This window comes from Pseudomonas sp. B1-22 (assembly GCF_050474425.1).
In the GTDB taxonomy this organism is placed as follows: domain Bacteria; phylum Pseudomonadota; class Gammaproteobacteria; order Pseudomonadales; family Pseudomonadaceae; genus Pseudomonas.
Genome location: NZ_JBCHVH010000003.1, coordinates 470,566 through 487,220 on the forward strand (window position 1 = coordinate 470,566; position 16,655 = coordinate 487,220).

A 16,655-nucleotide genomic window follows, 5' to 3' on the forward strand; every position below is an offset into this window, starting at 1 on the left:
GTCAGCTGGTGCGCAGGGCGCGCATGCGCGAGAGCTGGCGTTCCAGCATCGACGGATAGGGCTCCTTCAGCCATTCCACGCAGGAGGCGTTTTCCGGGCTGGCGATCGGGCGGATACGCGCACGTTCGCGAACTTTCTCGTCATCACCGATGTTTTTCTCCACCAGTAGCAGGTTGCGGCTGTGCTGGCTGAGGGCGAGGGCGTTCTGTGCGGCGGAATCCTGCAGCAGTTCGGCCTGCTCCAGGTCGGCAACGTCTTCGCCCAGCACCAGGCCCAGCTGCAGTTGCAGGGTGATGCCGCTGTCGGCCACCTCGATCTGCAGGGCGTGGCCCAGGGCGCGCATCAGCTCGCCGCAGCACAGGGCGTTGGTGAGGAACTCCTCGTCCTGGTCGCGGCTGTGGAAGAGGATCAGGCTGCCGCCGTCGTTGAGGGTGTAGAGCGTGCCCTTGTACAGGCGCGCAGCCTGTTCCAGGCAGTCGCGGTAGCGTTGCAGCAGGTCGACCAGGCGCGCGCGCGGCAGGCGGCGCAGTTGCTCCTGGGCGCCGAGCTGGACGGCGAGGACCGCGCTGGTGCCGCTGGACAGCGGTTCCGGCTCGGCTTCGGGCTCTTCTTCGGCGTCGACGCCGATTTCGTCCTCGGCTTCCTCTTCCGCCAGGGTGTCGAACTCATCCTCGGGGAACTCTTCGTCGCCTTCGGATTCTGCGGAACGACGGGCTTTCGGCGCGGGGAGTTCATCCTCGGAGAAGATATTCTCGTCGAACTCGTGCTCGTCTCTGGCGCCGGCTTCTTCCAGCACGGGCTCCTTGGCGGCGGCCTTCGCCGTGGCTTTCGGGCGTGGCGCTGGTGCGGCCACTACCGGCTCGGGGGCTGGCGGTTTCTCCGGCACCAGGCGCGCTTGCAGCTGGCGGGCCAGGTCGCCGATCTCGTTCTGCAGCCCGGCGCCGGGCGCGGGGTCGTCCGGATCGCGCAACCAGACACGAAGCTGCAACAAGGGGGTGGAAATCTGCCGGCCCAGGCGCAGGCCGAACGTCAGGGTGAGCAACAGCAGGATCAGGCTGATCAGCCCCATGCTCTGCAGGCTGACGGTCATCGGCTGCTCGAACTGGTGCATGTCGAGGCTGATGCGCAGGTGGCCGGCGATCACTTCCTGGAAGGTGATGGGCGTGGAGTACAGCCCCTCGGTATCGCCCAGCAGGCCCTGCTTGGGGCGGGTGCCGGACTCGGCGAGGATGCGGTTGTCCACGCTGTAGATCGCCGCGTGGGCGACCAGCGGGTTCTTCGTCAGGTTATTGAGCAGCACGTTGAGGCTGAGGATGTCGTTGGACACCAGCAGCTCGGTAGCGGACTGCGCCGTCTGGGTGGTCAGGCTCTGGCCCAGGGCATCGGCCTGTTGCTGCATGGCCTGTTTGAACTGCATGCCCATGACCCAGGCGTAGATCACCAGGGCGGCGGCCACCAGCAACAGCGTGTGGATGGCGATTCGCAGGGCGATCGGCACACGGCGCTGGCGCAGGGCGTGGAAGAGCAGCAGGAAGAAATTGTCGGGCTTGACGGAGGTGGGCCGGGTCACAGCGGGCTCGGTCTTCAGTAGGGCAGATACGGGCCAGTATAACGAGCGCCTCCGGAGGGGCAAAGCGCCGCAGGCCTTGTCAATACGACGGAGGCCGAGATGGGTGGCGATCGGGCCTGTCAATCCGATCGGCGGCGCAGCCCGTCAACCGGGCGGGCGCGGCGGAAAGCAGGTAGAATGTCGGCCTTTTTTACACGGCGGAGACAGCGCCTTGCGCGAAATCGTCCTGATCAACATCACCGGGGAAGACCGCCCCGGTCTCACCGCAGCCATCACCGGCGTGCTGGCCCAGGGTGGAGTGAACATCCTCGACATCGGCCAGGCGGTGATCCACGACACCCTGTCCTTCGGCATCCTGGTCGAGATTCCGGATACCGAACAGGCATCCTCGGTGCTCAAGGATGTGCTGTTCACGGCCTACAAGCTCGACCAGCAGGTGCGTTTCACCCCGGTCTCGGAAGACGACTACCGGCAGTGGGTCGGTGGCCAGGGCAAGCCGCGCCACATTGTGACCCTGCTGACCCGTCGGGTAACCGCGGAGCAGTTGCAGCGGGTCAGCTCGATCACCGCCAAGTACGGTCTGAACATTGATCAGATCGACCGCCTGTCCGGGCGCATGGCGCTGGATGTGCCGGCCGACCAGGGCAAGGGCTGCATCGAGTTCTCGGTGCGCGGCGAGCCGGCCGATCCGGTGGCGCTGCGCGCGGAGTTCCTCAGCGTGGCCCAGGAGCTGAACGTCGACATCGCCTTCCAGCAGGACTCGGTGTTCCGTCGCAACCGCCGCCTGGCGGTGTTCGACATGGACTCCACCCTGATCGAAGCCGAGGTCATCGACGAGCTGGCCAAGGCGGCCGGCGTGGGCGAGCAGGTTTCCGAGATCACCGAGCGCGCGATGCGCGGCGAGCTGGATTTCCGCGCCAGCTTCAAGGAGCGTCTGGCGCTGCTGCAGGGATTGTCCGAGGACGTGCTGGAAGAGATCGGCGCCTCGTTGCGCCTGACCGAGGGCGCCGAAACCCTGTTCGCCGAGCTCAAGCGCCTGGGCTACAAGACCGCCATCCTCTCCGGTGGCTTCAGCTACTTCGCCAAGCAGCTGCAGGCCAAGCTGGGCATCGACTACGTGTTCGCCAACGAACTGCAGATCGTCGACGGCAAGCTGACCGGCGTGGCCATCGAGCCCATCGTCGACGCCCAGCGCAAGGCCGACCTGCTGCGTGAACTGGCGGCGAAAGAGGGTCTGCAACTGGAACAGACCATCGCCGTGGGCGACGGTGCCAACGACCTGCCGATGCTCGGCCTGGCCGGCCTGGGCGTGGCCTTCCGCGCCAAGCCGCTGGTCAAGCAGTCGGCCAAGCAGGCGATCTCCACCCTCGGGCTGGATGGCATCCTCTACCTGCTCGGTTTCCGCGATCGTGAAGGGGCCGATGGCCGCTGATTCGTCTGCGCAAAGAAAAGCCGCCCCTTGGGGCGGCTTTTTTTGCAGGGGTTCCGTGTGAAGCGAACCCGATCGCGGACAGAGTCCGCTCCTACGTTCAGATTGGGCGTAGGAGCGGACTCTGTCCGCGATCGATTAACCCCAATGCCGGAACTGCGCCGTGACTATTCGTCCGAGGCGAAGTCGTAATCCATCGCCTGACTCGGGCCTTGCAGGTAGTGGCCCTGGATGTAGTTGGCGCCGGCCTGCCAGAGCGTCGCCAGGGCGCTGGCGCTCTCCACCATCGGCACTATGGTCAGCTTGGCCTGGGCGTGCAGGCTGGCCATCAGGGTCTTGAGGGTCTCCTGGTTCTCCGCCTTGCCCAGCTCCTGCACGTAGGAGCCATCGACCTTCACGAAGTCGACGTTCATGTGCTTGAGCGTATTGAACGGGTTGAGCGCGCAACCGAACTGGCACAGGGCGACCTGGCAGTGCAGCTCGGCGAGCCCCTGGCTGAGCGCCTTGGCCTGCTTGAGGTAGCTGATCGCATCGGGTTCGCTGATCTGGATGATCAGGGCGTCGGCGGGCAGGCGCGAGGCTTTCAGCGCCACGTTCAGCCAGGGCAGCAGCTCGGCATCCTGCAGGCTTGAGCTGGAGAGGTGCACGAACAGCTTGGTGTCGTGGCCCTTGGCGCGGTGTTCGGACAGCAACTTGATCGAGTTGAGCAGGACCCAGCGGTCGATCTTCTCGGCCAGGCCGCCCGACTTGGCGGCGGCGAGGAAGTCCGCCGGCGGCACTTCCTCGCCCTGCGGATTGAGCAGGCGTAGCAGCACTTCGTAGTGCTCGTGGGTGTCGCCGCGCAGGCTGATGATCGGCTGGAACAGCAGGCGGAAACTGTTCTGCTCCAGGGCCTGGCGGATGATCGCCAGGGTGTCGCCGCGGTTGGCGGCGGCGGCCAGTTCGTCGGCCGGGTCGTAGAGTTTCAGGCCATTGCCTTCGCTCTGGGCGATTTCGTCGGCGCTGCGGTGCGCACGTTCGATGACGTCCTGTGCCCGGGTGGTCTTCTCGTCCAGTCCGGCAACGCCGACGGACAGGGTCACCTGGGCGGTGCGGCCGTGGATGTCGAACAGATAGCCCTCGATCTTCTTCACCAGGCTGGCGAACAGCGGTTTGCTCTGTTCCGGAGCATGTCCTGGCAGCAGCACGGCGAACACGTCGTCGCTGAAGCGGGCGAGCTGGGCTTCCTGCGGGAAGTGGGCGCGCAGCAGGTTGCCGAGGTCGGCCAGCAGCAGGTCGATGCTGGCGACGCCGAGGTTCAGCTGCAGGGTCTGGGCGCGGTCGAGCAGCATGTAGGCGAAGCTGGCCGGCTGGCTGGCGGTCACCGCGCGCTCCACGGCGCTGTCCATCAGGTCGAGGAAGTGGCCACGGTTGTACAGGCCGGTAACCAGGTCCTGGCTGCTGACCTCGCGCAGTTTCTCTTCGAGCTGGGCGTTGTCGGTCTCGGCACGGATCACCACCTGGATGCACGGCTCGCCGTCATAGGTGGCCGGGGAGAAGGTCATGCGCGCACCGAAGGCCTGGCCGTCGACCTTGATCCCGCTGCAGGCCAGGTCGGCGTTGTCCTCGGTGGTCTGATAACCCTTGAGGAAGTCCTTGAAGGTCGCCTGGTCGCTGCCGGCGATCAGGTCGATCATCGGCATGCCTTCCAGCTCTTCCGCGTCGTCGTAGCCGAACAGGTCGACGTAGGCGCGGTTGGCATAGATGTGCATGCCGTCATGGACGTAGGTGATGGCGTCCACCGAGCTGTCCAGCAGCAGCTGGCAGCGCTTTTCCGTTTCCCGCAGGGCAACTTCGGCGGCGCGGCGGGCACGACGCTCCTCGAGGTTGGCCAGTTCGCGCTTGGCGACCAGGATCAGGCGTTCGTCCTCGCCTTGCGGCAGGGCGTCCTGGGCTCCCAGGGCGAGGGCTTCGGTCACCGCATCGGAGTCGTTGCCGGTGATCAGCTGGATGAAGGGGATGTCCTTGGCCTGGCGGCGAATGCTGTTCAGCGCCTCGCTGGGAGCCATGGCGCTGCTGTCAGGCGCGGCGATCAGCAGGTCCCAGCCCTGGGGGAGGACTTCCAGGAGGTCTTCGCTGGACGTGATGCGGTGGACGCGGGTGGCGCGGCCGGCATTGCGGAACAGGCTGACCAGGCGCTCGGCTTCGTTCTGGGAGTCTTCCAGGATCAGCAGGCGGACGGTCTTCTTTTCATTGGCCATGGATGAGGCTGCTTATACCGCACTGGACGGCAGCAAATGGGCGATGAATGGGGTTCGCCGGAATCTACAGCGACTTCCAGAGTGAGTCAAAGTCTTCCTCCCCGCGGGGGCCCGGTGCTGTGACCGGCTTATCGTTCGGTGCGGTGCGGGTGTCGTGCGCCTGGTATTCGAACTGGGTGAAGCTGCCGGTCGCGGTGACCTTGCGAGTGAGGGTGGCGCGCCGCTCGTCGCCGTGCAGGTTGATCTGCACTTTGTTGCCTTCCTGGAAGGGCAGGCGCGGGGTGATCACCGTGGCCGGCCGCGAGATCGCGGCGATTTCCGGCAGCAACAGGGCGCGCAGGTACTGGCTGCCCTGGTCGGTCTTGCGCAGCAGTTGCAGGCCGCACGGCTGGGCGAGCGGCGCGATAAGCTCGATGCCCATCTGGGTGCCGCCGCCACGTACCTGGCGAATCCAGCGCACCACGGCAATGCTCCAGCCTTGGTCCGGGGCGTCCTGGATGCCCAGCAGCTCGCCGGCCTGCAGCTGGCTGGGAATCTCCTTCGGCCAGGTCAGGCAGTAACCGCCCGGGCTGTGGTTGACGATTGGCAGGGTGAAGACCGGGTAATTCTCTCTGGCCGGCTCGGGTGCGGCACGACCGCCTTCGGCTGGGGTGGTGGGCGTGTACTCGATTTCTTCCAGCGACATGCCGGGTTGCCAGTCCTTCACCTGCTGCGCGTCGAAGGCGTTGGCCCAGGCGTCCTTGACCTCGGCCTTGGCCTTGGCCGTGAAGTCCGGCGTCTGGCTGTGCTTGAGCACTTCGGCGAACGGTTGGCAGCCGGCGAGGAAGTAGTGCAGGGCGCTCATGCCGATGCAGACGGTGAGCTGGCCGTGGCCGGCGGTGCGCTGGAAGGTCCGCTCGGCGATATCGCCCCAGGCGGCAGCGAGGTGCTGCAGCAGATCGACGGAGACGCCTTCGGGCACTTTAAGACGTGCCAGCTTGCGGTTCTCCGGGAGCAGCAGGAGGTATTCCTTGATCAGGTCGACCAGCGGTTGCGGGTCGATGCCCATACCACCCGGAAGGTCGCTTTCCGCGAACAGGGTGCGGTAGCGCGGCGGGCCGTCCACCAGGGGGGCGACGACGAACAGGCTCGACGGCAGGCTGGCGGGCTGTACGTGAACCTGCGCGCTCCAGCCTTCCAGCACTTCCGCCAGGCGGGCGATGTTGTGCTGGCGCATCTGGTTGCAGCGTGCCGAACCGAGCATCAGCGCCACCAGATAGGCCTGCTCGATGGTCAGGCCCTGGGGATCCAGGGCCAGGCTGTCGCGGATGCTCAGTTTCTGCAGGCCGTGCTGGCGGGCCAGCTGGTACAGCTGGTGCAGTTCCAGCCACAGTCCTTCCGGCACCGGGCAATACAGCTGCGAGGCGCGGATCAGTGGCCCGCAGAGGGCGCGGATGGCGCGCTGGATGGAGGCTGCCAGCAGTTGCGCGCGCTCGCGGGACACGCGGCTCGCCTCGCGCACGACGATCAGCTTGTAGCCGATGGCCAGGTGGTTCTGCAGGGCCTGGCAGAGGTTGGCGACCTTGCGCGGGCGTTCATCGAGGACGATGGACTGGTTGAGGAAGTGGCGCTCCAGGTGCTGGCAGACGAACTGCACTTCCGGGCGGAACAACTCCAGCAACTGCAGGCGCGTTTCCACCGGCAATTTGAGCTGGTTCAGCTCGATAAGCCCCTGGTAGAGCTGGCGGGCGGTTTCGCCCAGATTGGCCTTGGGCAGGTGATCCAGCCAGTATTTCAGGTCGCGCGCGGTGGCGTTGCAGAAGCTCAGGCTCTCGAGTGTCGGGGTGGGAACACGTAGAAACTGCTGGGGACTGTTGTCCATGGTTGGATCGGATTCTCCACAATCTGGGCCGATTCACGGACCGTTCGGTCGCCACATTCGGCTTTTTCCGAACTCTAGCAGTATCCGCTGCGCCCCGCAGCCCATCGCTGGATGGGCGCGCCGACGGGTTACGCGAGCGGCGTCTCGCCTTTGATCTGGCGCTGCAAGGCGTCGCTGGCGGAGGCTTGCGGGGTGGCTCGAACCCAACCATCACCCTGCGGAATCACCGCATGGGCGGCCCAGTCGAGCAGGTCCTGGCGGCGGCAGGCGCCGGTGTTGCCCTTGCCGGCGCCGGCGACCACCTTGTAGACCAGCTGGTCCTGGGGTGTGCGCTTGCCGGGATGGTCGTCGATCACCTGGCGCACCGCCCAGGCATTGCCGCTCAGGGCATTGCTGTAGCAGGCGCCGAGGAGGATGTCTTCAGGACCCAGGCGTTGCGCCTGGGCGTGTTCCTGGGCCAGCTGGAGGATCTTCAGCAGGTCGTCGAACTGCACGTCGATGAACGAATCCATCTTGCGCAGTGCGTGGTAGAGGTCTTCCGGCGCGGGCCCGGCGGGCAGCCTGGGCGTCGCCGGCAGGCGTGCCAACGGTGCGGGATAGCGGCGCCAGGCGAACAGGCCGTTGAAGGCCACGGCGACCACGAGGATCAGCACCACATTGAGCAGTACCGGGCTGAGCACGTAGTGGAAGCCCAGGGCGGTGATGGCCGGTCCGCCGGATACCGCCGCCAGGGCGGTGGCGCCGCCCGGGGGATGGATGCAGCGGGCATAGTGCATGACCAGGATCGCCAGGCCGACGGCCAGGGCCGGGGTGAAGGCCTGATCGGGGAAGAGCTTCTGGCAGATCACCCCGACAAGCGCCGACAGCACCTGGCCGCCGAGCACGGCCCAGGGCTGGGACAGCGCACCGTGGGGCACGGCGAACAGCAGCACGGCGCTGGCGCCCATTGAGGCGACGACCCAGATGGCCGCTTCGCTGGGCAGCACCCAGTGGGTGACGGCGTATATGACGGCGATGCCGCACAGCGCTCCGAGAGCGGAGAGCCATTTTTCAAGATGGCTGGTGGCGTTGGCACGCCATCCCATGAGATGCAGGAAGCGTTTCATGGCAGGGAACTAGCACGATGAGGCGGAAAGCAGTGGCGGGCGGCTCGTTGGCCGCCCGCCTTATGGTGAAGCGGGCGTCAGCCCTGGCGCGCGCCACCCAGGCGCTGGCCCATGCGGACCGGGCTGGTGGCCGCCAGGTTCTCGGCCCAGCTGACCTGCTGCGGCCCGAACAGCACGATGGCGGTGGAGCCCAGCTTGAAGCGGCCCAGTTCGGCGCCTTTCTCCAGGTGGATCGGCGCGCGGGCGGCTTCGTCGTAGGCGAAGGTCTTCAGCTCGCGTTTGGGCGGCGTGACCAGCCCGGCCCAGACGGTTTCGATGGAGGCGACGATCATCGCGCCCACCAGCACCACGGCCATCGGCCCGCGCTCGGTGTCGAAGATGCACACCACGCGTTCGTTGCGGGCGAAGAGCTCCGGTACCTGCTCGGCGGTGAGCTGGTTCACCGAGAACAGCCGGCCCGGGACGTAGACCATCTCGCGCAGGGTGCCGGCCAGCGGCATGTGCACGCGGTGGTAGTCCTTGGGCGACAGGTAGACGGTGGCGAATTCGCCGCCCATGAAGGGCGCGGCGCGCTCGGCGTCGCCGCCCAGCAGTTCCATCAGGCTGTAGCTTTGGCCCTTGGCCTGGAACACGCGGCCGTGCTCGATCGGGCCGAGCTGGCTGATGGCGCCGTCGGCGGGGCTGAGCACGCTGTCTGCGCTCTCGTCCAGCGGACGGGCGCCGTCTTTCAGGGCGCGGGTGAAGAAGGCGTTGAAGTGCTCGTAGGCACGCAGGTCCTCGACCTGGGCTTCACGCATGTCCACCTGGTAGCGACGGGCGAACCAGGGAATCAGGCGGTCCTTGAACCAGGGCGCGCGGCACTCGGCGGCGCAGCCGATCAGGCGCGACAGCAGGTGATGCGGCAGCAGGTACTGGGCGAGGATGAACAGACGATCTTTGAACGACATTCCTTAAACCTCTACAGGGGTGTCGGGGTGGTTGCCCCATTCCGACCAGGAGCCGGCGTAGCCCTTGACCCGCGGATAGCCGAGGGCCTTGGCCACCAGGTAGGTGAAGCCGGAGCGGTGGTGGGTCTGGCAGTGGGTGATCACTTCCTTGTCCGGGGTGATGCCCAGGCTCTGGAGAATCTGCGGCATATCGGTACGGATGCGCAGGGCGCGGGCCGGGTCCATGCCGGCGGTCCATTCGAAATTGACGGCGCCCGGTACGTGCCCGCCCTTGGCGGCGAGGACTTTCTGGCCGCTGTATTCGCTGGGGTTGCGGGCATCCCAGATGGCCAGGTCGGCGGCGCCCAGGCGGCTCTGCAGGTATTCGCGAGTGGCGGTGGGCTCGTCGTGCAGGGTCAGCGGCAACGGGCCGCCGGCCGGCGCCGGGACCTCCTGGCTCAGCGGCAGGCCATCGGCGAGCCAGGCGTGCAGGCCGCCGTCGACGTAGTGGTATTTGTGGTGACCGATCACATCCAGCAGCCAGATGAAGCGGCCGGCCCAGCCGCCACCTTCGTCGTCGTAGACCACGTAGACGGCATCGGGATTGTGGCCCAGCTCGCCGAACAGCGCTTCGAGGTCGGACTTGGCCGGCAGCAGGCCCGGCGCCGGAGTGCCGCCCAGTTGGGTGCGCGCCGGGGCGACGAAGCGGGCGCCGGGGATGTGGCCTTCGGCGTAGCGTGCGGCGCTGGTCAGGTCGACCAGGATCAGGTCGGCGGCGTCGAGGCGGCTGGCGAGGTCAGCCGGTTCGATCACCAGGGGCAGAGCGGAGAAGGCGGACATGTCGGAGTCTCCCGGTACGGCGGTCGGCCCACCGTGATGGTGGAGGCGGCGTGAGCTGGCGGCCCTGGGCTGCCCATTGAGGGGCGATAGTCTAAAGGGGCGCCAGTGTACCGGAAATCCCGGCGAACGCCGCGCGGCTCAGGAGGCGCCGCGGGACATCTGCCGGACAGCGTGTTCGATGCACTGCGCGGTGCGGCCGAAGGCCTGGGCGTGCAGGTCGCTCAACGGCTGGCCGTCGCGGTCGGCGGCCAGCAGCATGACCACCCGGCTGCCATTGCCCAGCGAGCGCAGCAGCAGGTGTTCGCTGGGCAGCAGCGCCTTTAGCGCGCCGGGCAGCACGGCGGAAAAGTCGGCCATGTTCGCCGGGCTCAGGCGCAGCTGTCCGGGTTGTTGCAGGAGTTTGCGCAGCAGCGGGCTGGCGGCGACCTCCAGCTTGAGTTCACTGGCTTCTGCGGCGAGCCCGAACTGCCGGCGTGCCTGCAGCCAGCTGCCGCCCTTGTCGGCGAGCAGGATCAGGCCGCGTTGCAGCCCGCAGGCCTGCAGGGCCGATTCGGCGCAGTCGAGCAATTGCACGGCGTTGCCGAACGGGCTGGGCGTCTGCAGCAGACGCGCACAGTGCTGGCGCCATTGGGCGAGGGTGTCGGGCGCCTTGGCCGGCTCCTCGGGCTTGGGACCATTCAGCCAGCGGCGGGCCTCCCAGGGCCAGAGCAGGGCCTCGGCCGGGTGCCAGAGCAGCGGCCGGGCGTGCCGGCGGGCGCTCTGCGCGGCCAGGCCGTGGACGGTTTGTTGCAGCTCTTCCAGCGGCATTTGCAGGTAGAGGCTGGTCAGGCGCTGCCAGCGCAGCATGTGCACGCCGCCCCAGGATTGGTGGGCCGCAGTGGCCAGGCTGTTGGCCAGCAGGATGGTATTGGCCGGGCGGGTCAGCCAGCGCTGCAACTCCGGGTCAGCGTCCAGGCGCTGTTGCTGGCCGAGCGGCTGGGTTTCGGTGTGGGCCACGTGCAGGGCGCGCACCAGCAGGCGCTTGTCGTCGCTGAGCAGCGCGTAGCCCTGGGCGACCCAGTCCGGCAGCCGCCAGCGCTCTGCCAGGGCCTGGCACAGCGGCAGCAGGCGGGTGCCGAGCAGCTCCTGCTCGACTTCGCTGCTGCAGCGCCCCAGGCCGTAGACCTGGCGTTGCCAGGTCTCCAGCAGTTCCGGCTTGGCCGTGGCCAGCGCCCAGAGCGGGGCGAGGGTGAACAGGCTGCCCCAGTGGATTTCCTGCCAGAGCCGCGCCAGGCGGTTGGCAAACAGGCCGCTGGCCTGCTGCATGGCGTGGCGGCTGATCAGCAGCAGTTGGCTCAGCGCGCGGGGCATCTGCGCCTCGGGCATCGACGGCAGGCGGTCGAGCAAATGGATGACGCGTGCCAGGCCCAGGCGGTTGAGGGCGACTTCCAGGCTTTCCGCCGGATTGTCGCGGGCACTCTCGGCGCGATTGGCCTCGCGCAGGATGGCGAAGGCCAGGGTCGGGCAGTCCTGCAGCAGGTCGGAGATGTCGCGGATCGAGCGGCGGCTGTCGTTCAGCGCCCGGCGAATCTCGTCGCGGTGCTCCTGGGGGACGGGCAGCGGCAGCTCTTCCAGCAGGGAGAGCCAGTCCGCGAGACGCTCTGGGGTAGGCACGGGTTTGGGCATGCGTGAGGCGCCGAACTGGTTTTTAGTGTTTTCGGCCTATAGTCTTGCCCGAAATCTCCGATAACAACAGGGAGGCGGGAATCATGCCTCTCATTCTGTTCACAGTTTCAGTCCGGTCCCCATGTCAAAAATCATCGGCATCATCGTCATCCTGGGCAGCGTACTCGGCGGATATCTGCTCTCCGGCGGCAAGATCGCGGCCATCATCCAGCCGTTCGAAGTGCTGATCATCGGCGGCGCGGCGCTGGGTGCCTTCCTTCAGGCGAACCCGGGCAGCACCTTCATGACGGTGCTCAAGAAAGCACCGAAGATGTTCAGCAACCGCTTCACCCACACCTTCTACCTGGAAGTGCTGGGCATGCTCTACGAGGTGCTCAACAAGAGCCGCCGCGAGGGCATGATGGCGATCGAGGCGGACGTCGAGGACCCGGGCGCCAGTCCGATCTTCAGCAAGTACCCGGCGGTGCTCAAGGACGACCGCATGACCGCGTACATCTGCGATTACCTGCGCATCATGTCCTCCGGCAACATGGCGCCCCACGAACTCGAAGGCCTGTTCGACATGGAACTGGGCAGCCTCAAGGAAGACTTCGAGCATCCCGCCCATGCCGTGACCCGCGTCGCCGACGCCCTGCCGGGTTTCGGTATCGTCGCCGCGGTGCTGGGCATCGTGATCACCATGGCCCTGCTCGGCCAGGGCAGCCAGGCCGAGATCGGCCACCACGTCGCCGCCGCACTGGTGGGTACCTTCCTCGGTATTCTCGCTGCCTACGGTTTCGTCGGCCCGTTGTCCAACGCCCTGGAGCATGACGCCAAGGAAGAGCTGAACCTGTACGAAGCCATCAAGGCCTGCCTGGTCGCCTCCGCCTCGGGCATGCCGCCGTCGCTGGCCGTGGAGTTCGGTCGCAAGGTGCTGCTGCCGGCGCATCGTCCGAGCTTTGCCGAGCTCGAGCAGGCTGTGCGCGGTCGCTAAACGATGGATAACAACCAGCCGATCATCGTCAAGCGCGTCAAGCGCTACGCCGCGGGCCACCATGGCGGTTCGTGGAAGATCGCCTTCGCGGACTTCGCCACCGCCATGATGGCGTTCTTCCTCGTGCTCTGGCTGCTGTCTTCGGCCACGCCGGAACAGAAGAAGGCCATCTCCGGCTACTTCCAGGACCCGATCGGCTTTACCGAAAGCGCCAGCCCCTATGTGATCGACCTGGGCGGCACGCCGACGCCGGCGCCGGACAAGACCTTGAATCCGCAGGTCGAGGCGCAGCCCGAGGCGAGCGTCAGTCCGAAGGAGGGGGCCAAGGTCGACGCCGAGCAGGCGGAGAACATTGCCGAGAAGCTGGAGAAGGAGCGCCTGGAGCTGCTGCTGCAGGAATTGCAGAACAAGGTCGACGAAAACCCGACCCTCAAGCGCTTCAAGGACCAGATCCTGTTCGAGATCACCCAGGACGGCCTGCGCATCCAGATCGTCGACTCGGACAACCGGCCGATGTTCGACCTGGGCAGCGCGCGCCTGCAGCCGTACTTCGAGGACATCCTGCTGGCGCTGGCCGAGACCATCAAGCAGGTGCCGAACAAGATCAGCATCAGTGGTCACACCGATGCCAAGCCCTATGCGGGCAACGGCGATTTCGGCAACTGGGAGCTGTCCGCCAACCGCGCCAACGCCGCGCGGCGCACGCTGGAGGCCGGCGGCTATCCGCAGGAGCAGATCGCCCGCGTGGTGGGCTACGCCTCTTCGGCACTGTTCGACCGCGACAAGCCGCTAAACCCGGTGAACCGTCGCATCGACATCATCGTCCTGACCAAGAAGGCCCAGCGCGCCATCGAAGGGCAGGACGGCAGCGACGCCAAGCCCGCTGACGGCGCCGCTCCGGGGGCCGCTGCGCCCGGCCCGGCAGCCGGGCAGGGTGAGCCAGTGCCGCCGGACCAGTTGAAGGAGAAGCTCAACCTGTTCGACGACGGCGGCACGCTGAAGCTTGATGAGCTGAACAAGCAGCAGTGAAACCCGCTGCGCAATGAAAAAGGCCAGCTGGAAAGCTGGCCTTTTCATTGAGCTTGTAGGAGCGAGCTTGCTCGCGAACAAGCCCCGCTGCGATGCCGTTCGCGAGCAAGCTCGCTCCTACAGGTCCCGCACTTCGGCATGCTCGGTCAGTACTCGTCTTCCGGCAGGCTGGCGAGGATATGCCGGTAGCTGGCCATCCGCTGCGGCGAGACGCGTCCGTCTTCCAGCGCCTTGAGCAGCGCACAGCCCGGCTCGCGGTCGTGCTTGCAGTCGCGGAAGCGGCAGTGGCCGAGCAGGTCGTGGAATTCGATGAAGCCGGCTTCCACGTCGTCGCGGCTGACGTGGACGAGGCCGAATTCGCGGATGCCGGGGGAGTCGATCAGGTCACCGCCAGCGGGGAAGTGGAACAGCCGCGCGGTGGTGGTGGTGTGGGTGCCCTTGCCGGTGACTTCCGAGAGGTCGCCGACGCGGGTGTCGACGCCCGGCAGCAGCGCGTTCACCAGCGAGGACTTGCCCACGCCGGACTGGCCGACGAACACGCTGACATGCTCGTTCAGCGCAGCGCGCAGGGCGTCCATCGCCAGGCCGTTGAAGGCAGAAACTTCCAGCAGCGGATAGCCCAGCTCGCGGTAGGTGCCGAGCAGGGAGTCGATGAAGGCGGCGTTTTCCTCGTCGATCAGGTCGGCCTTGTTCATCAGCAGCAGCGGCTTGATGCCGGCGTGCTCGGCGGCCACCAGGTAGCGGTCGATGAGGTTGGCGTGGGGTTCCGGGCGCGGGGCGAAGACGATCACGATGCGGTCGACGTTGGCCGCCACCGGCTTGAGCACGCCGCGCATGTCCGGGCGGCACAGCTCGGAGCTGCGCGGCAACTGCGCGACGATCACGCCGATGCCCTGGTTGCCGGGGCGCCAGACCACCTGGTCGCCGGTCACCAGCGTTGGCAGGTTGGCGCGCAGGTGGCAGCGGAACACCTGGCCCGCGTGGTCGCCTTCCTGCGCCTCGACTTCTACCTGCACCCCGAAGTGGGCGATCACCTGGCCGGTCTGTTCCGGTCCGAGGTCGCCGCCTTCCAGTTCTTCCAGGACGCGCGATTCGCGCTTGGCCGCGCGGGCAGCACGTTCTTCCTGGACTTTTTCGATCCGCCAGCTCTGCCGGCGGGTGAGGTGACGCTTGGCCATAGGGTATCCACAGGGAAAATCGCCGCGGAGTTTAGCATGCGCGCGCCCGCTTCCCGCTAAACTAGAGGGCTGAGCTGAGGAGCCCCATCATGCAGAACCCACAGAACCTGATCTGGATCGACCTGGAAATGACCGGTCTGGACCCGGACAAGGATGTCATCATCGAGATGGCGACCATCGTCACCGACAGCAACCTCAACATCCTCGAGGAAGGCCCGGTGATCGCCGTACACCAGAGCGAAGAACTGCTCGCCGGCATGGACGAATGGAATACCCGCCAGCACGGCCAGTCAGGCCTGACCCAGCGCGTGCGCGAAAGCACCATCTCCGCCGCCGAGGCCGAAGCCATGACCATCGCCTTCCTGGAGAAGTGGGTGCCCAAGCGCAGTTCGCCGATCTGCGGCAACAGCATCTGCCAGGACCGCCGCTTCCTCTACCGGTACATGCCGAAGCTGGAAGGCTACTTCCACTACCGCAACCTGGATGTCTCCACCCTCAAGGAACTGGCGGCGCGCTGGGCCCCGGCGGTGCGCGACGGCTTCAAGAAGGGCAATACCCACCTGGCGCTGGACGACATCCGCGAGTCCATCGCCGAGCTGCGCTACTACCGCGAGCATTTCATCAAGGTCTGATCCAGAGGGTGTCGCCAGGCGAATACCTGTAGGAGCGCCCCATGGGCGCGATCGCGGGCATGGCCCGCTCCTACAGGGATATCCCGGCGTTGTGGCGTGCCAGCGCCCACTCCACATGCTCGCGCACCAGTTCCGACGGGAACTCCCGCCGCGCGCGCAGCGCTTCGATCACTGGAATGGTCGACGGCGCGTTGCCCAGGCCGACGGCCAGGTTCCGCAGCCAGCGTTCATACCCGGCGCGCCTTAGCGGCGAACCCTCGGTGCGGCTGAGAAATTCCTCTTCCGTCCACAGGAACAGCTCCGCCAGCGCGGCGTTGTCCAGGCTGTGGCGCGGCTGGAAGTCGCCCTGGTCGGTGGCGCGAGCGAAGCGGTTCCACGGGCAGACCATCTGGCAGTCATCGCAGCCGAACACGCGGTTGCCGATCAGTGGGCGCAGCTCCTCGGGGATCGGGCCCTTCAGCTCGATGGTCAGGTAGGAAATGCAGCGCCGCGCATCCAGTACGTAAGGCGCGACGAAGGCGGCGGTGGGGCAGATGTCCAGGCAGGCCGAGCAGCGCCCGCAATGTTCGGTGCCGTGGGGCGGATCGACCGGTAGCGGCAGGTCGGTGAACAGCTCGCCCAGAAAGAAGTAGCTGCCGGCCTTGCGATTGAGCACCAGGGTATTCTTGCCGATCCAGCCCAGGCCCGACTGCTCGGCGATGGCTTTCTCGAGTACCGGCGCGCTGTCGACGAAGGCGCGGAAGCCGAACGGGCCGATCTGCTGCTGGATGCGCTCGGCCAGTTGCTGCAGGCGCTTGCGGATCAGCTTGTGGTAGTCGCGGCCCAGGGCGTAGCGCGATACGTAGGCTTTCTCCGGATTGCCCAGCACCTGTGCCATGCGGGTGTCGCCGGGGAGGTAGTCCATGCGCAGCGAGACCACCCGCAGCGTGCCGGGCACCAGTTCTTCCGGCCGCCAGCGCTTGCTGCCATGGGCGCCCATGTAGTCCATCTCGCCGTGGTAGCCCGCTTCCAGCCAGCGTTGCAGATGTGCGCCGTGCTCCTCGAGGTCCAGCCCGGCGATGCCGACCTGCTGGAAGCCGAGTTCGCGCCCCCAGTCCTTGATGGAGCGGGCGAGATCTTCATAGTCGAGCGTCGAATCATGCATGGGGGCGGGAAAGCGGAGTCCGGGTAGGTATAATTCTGCCAGACCTAGCCGGCGTCGGCCCG

Annotated in this window: 13 protein-coding genes; 4 read left to right on the forward strand and 9 right to left on the reverse strand. The window is 66.7% G+C overall.

Annotated elements, in window-relative coordinates; all coding sequences use genetic code 11:
* Position 1: 1 nt before the first annotated feature.
* Complete coding sequence (locus ACQ5BL_RS14070; RefSeq protein ID WP_243804381.1) at positions 2-1,570, reverse strand: AhpA/YtjB family protein; 1,569 nt, start codon at positions 1,568-1,570, stop codon at positions 2-4.
* Positions 1,571-1,781: 211 nt separating this feature from the next.
* Between ACQ5BL_RS14070 and serB the strand changes: the two genes are divergently transcribed.
* Positions 1,782-3,002, forward strand: a complete 1,221-nt coding sequence (gene serB / locus ACQ5BL_RS14075; RefSeq protein WP_243804384.1) for a phosphoserine phosphatase SerB — start codon at positions 1,782-1,784, stop codon at positions 3,000-3,002.
* A 164-nt stretch (positions 3,003-3,166) separates the two neighbouring features.
* On the opposite strand, the gene ACQ5BL_RS14080 is transcribed toward serB, so the two are convergent.
* The 6 genes from ACQ5BL_RS14080 to ACQ5BL_RS14105 all read right to left on the reverse strand — a co-directional run bounded on the left by ACQ5BL_RS14080 (position 3,167) and on the right by ACQ5BL_RS14105 (position 11,637).
* Positions 3,167-5,239: an EAL domain-containing response regulator gene (locus ACQ5BL_RS14080; RefSeq protein WP_207882278.1), complete on the reverse strand. Its 2,073-nt coding sequence runs from the start codon at positions 5,237-5,239 to the stop codon at positions 3,167-3,169.
* 64 nt (positions 5,240-5,303) lie between these two features.
* The gene (locus ACQ5BL_RS14085; RefSeq protein WP_243804386.1) at positions 5,304-7,100 is read right to left on the reverse strand and encodes a molecular chaperone; all 1,797 of its coding nucleotides are present in this window, start codon (positions 7,098-7,100) and stop codon (positions 5,304-5,306) included.
* Positions 7,101-7,228: 128 nt separating this feature from the next.
* A complete protein-coding gene (locus ACQ5BL_RS14090) occupies positions 7,229-8,206 on the reverse strand; it encodes an HPP family protein (RefSeq protein ID WP_243804388.1) in 978 nt (325 codons plus the stop codon).
* Between the two features lie 77 nt (positions 8,207-8,283).
* Complete coding sequence (gene asd, locus ACQ5BL_RS14095; protein WP_243804391.1) at positions 8,284-9,153, reverse strand: archaetidylserine decarboxylase; 870 nt, start codon at positions 9,151-9,153, stop codon at positions 8,284-8,286.
* 3 nt (positions 9,154-9,156) lie between these two features.
* Positions 9,157-9,972: a thiosulfate sulfurtransferase gene (gene rhdA, locus ACQ5BL_RS14100; protein ID WP_243804393.1), complete on the reverse strand. Its 816-nt coding sequence runs from the start codon at positions 9,970-9,972 to the stop codon at positions 9,157-9,159.
* Between the two features lie 138 nt (positions 9,973-10,110).
* On the reverse strand, positions 10,111-11,637 hold the full coding sequence (locus ACQ5BL_RS14105) for an HDOD domain-containing protein (protein WP_243804395.1): 1,527 nt from the start codon (positions 11,635-11,637) through the stop codon (positions 10,111-10,113).
* Positions 11,638-11,758: 121 nt separating this feature from the next.
* Between ACQ5BL_RS14105 and motA the strand changes: the two genes are divergently transcribed.
* Both motA and motB read left to right on the forward strand, forming a co-directional pair.
* Positions 11,759-12,610 carry a flagellar motor stator protein MotA gene (motA, locus tag ACQ5BL_RS14110; protein WP_207882288.1) on the forward strand — a complete coding sequence of 284 codons (852 nt, stop codon included), beginning with the start codon at positions 11,759-11,761 and terminating at the stop codon, positions 12,608-12,610.
* A 3-nt stretch (positions 12,611-12,613) separates the two neighbouring features.
* A complete protein-coding gene (gene motB / locus ACQ5BL_RS14115) occupies positions 12,614-13,639 on the forward strand; it encodes a flagellar motor protein MotB (RefSeq protein WP_243804397.1) in 1,026 nt (341 codons plus the stop codon).
* A gap of 146 nt (positions 13,640-13,785) precedes the next feature.
* On the opposite strand, the gene rsgA is transcribed toward motB, so the two are convergent.
* A complete protein-coding gene (rsgA, locus tag ACQ5BL_RS14120) occupies positions 13,786-14,817 on the reverse strand; it encodes a small ribosomal subunit biogenesis GTPase RsgA (RefSeq protein ID WP_243804399.1) in 1,032 nt (343 codons plus the stop codon).
* A gap of 89 nt (positions 14,818-14,906) precedes the next feature.
* Here rsgA and orn point away from each other — a divergent pair, with 89 nt between their 5' ends.
* The gene (gene orn, locus ACQ5BL_RS14125) at positions 14,907-15,449 is read left to right on the forward strand and encodes an oligoribonuclease (RefSeq protein WP_243804401.1); all 543 of its coding nucleotides are present in this window, start codon (positions 14,907-14,909) and stop codon (positions 15,447-15,449) included.
* 70 nt (positions 15,450-15,519) lie between these two features.
* On the opposite strand, the gene queG is transcribed toward orn, so the two are convergent.
* On the reverse strand, positions 15,520-16,593 hold the full coding sequence (queG, locus tag ACQ5BL_RS14130; protein WP_243804404.1) for a tRNA epoxyqueuosine(34) reductase QueG: 1,074 nt from the start codon (positions 16,591-16,593) through the stop codon (positions 15,520-15,522).
* Between the last annotated feature and the right edge of the window lie 62 nt (positions 16,594-16,655).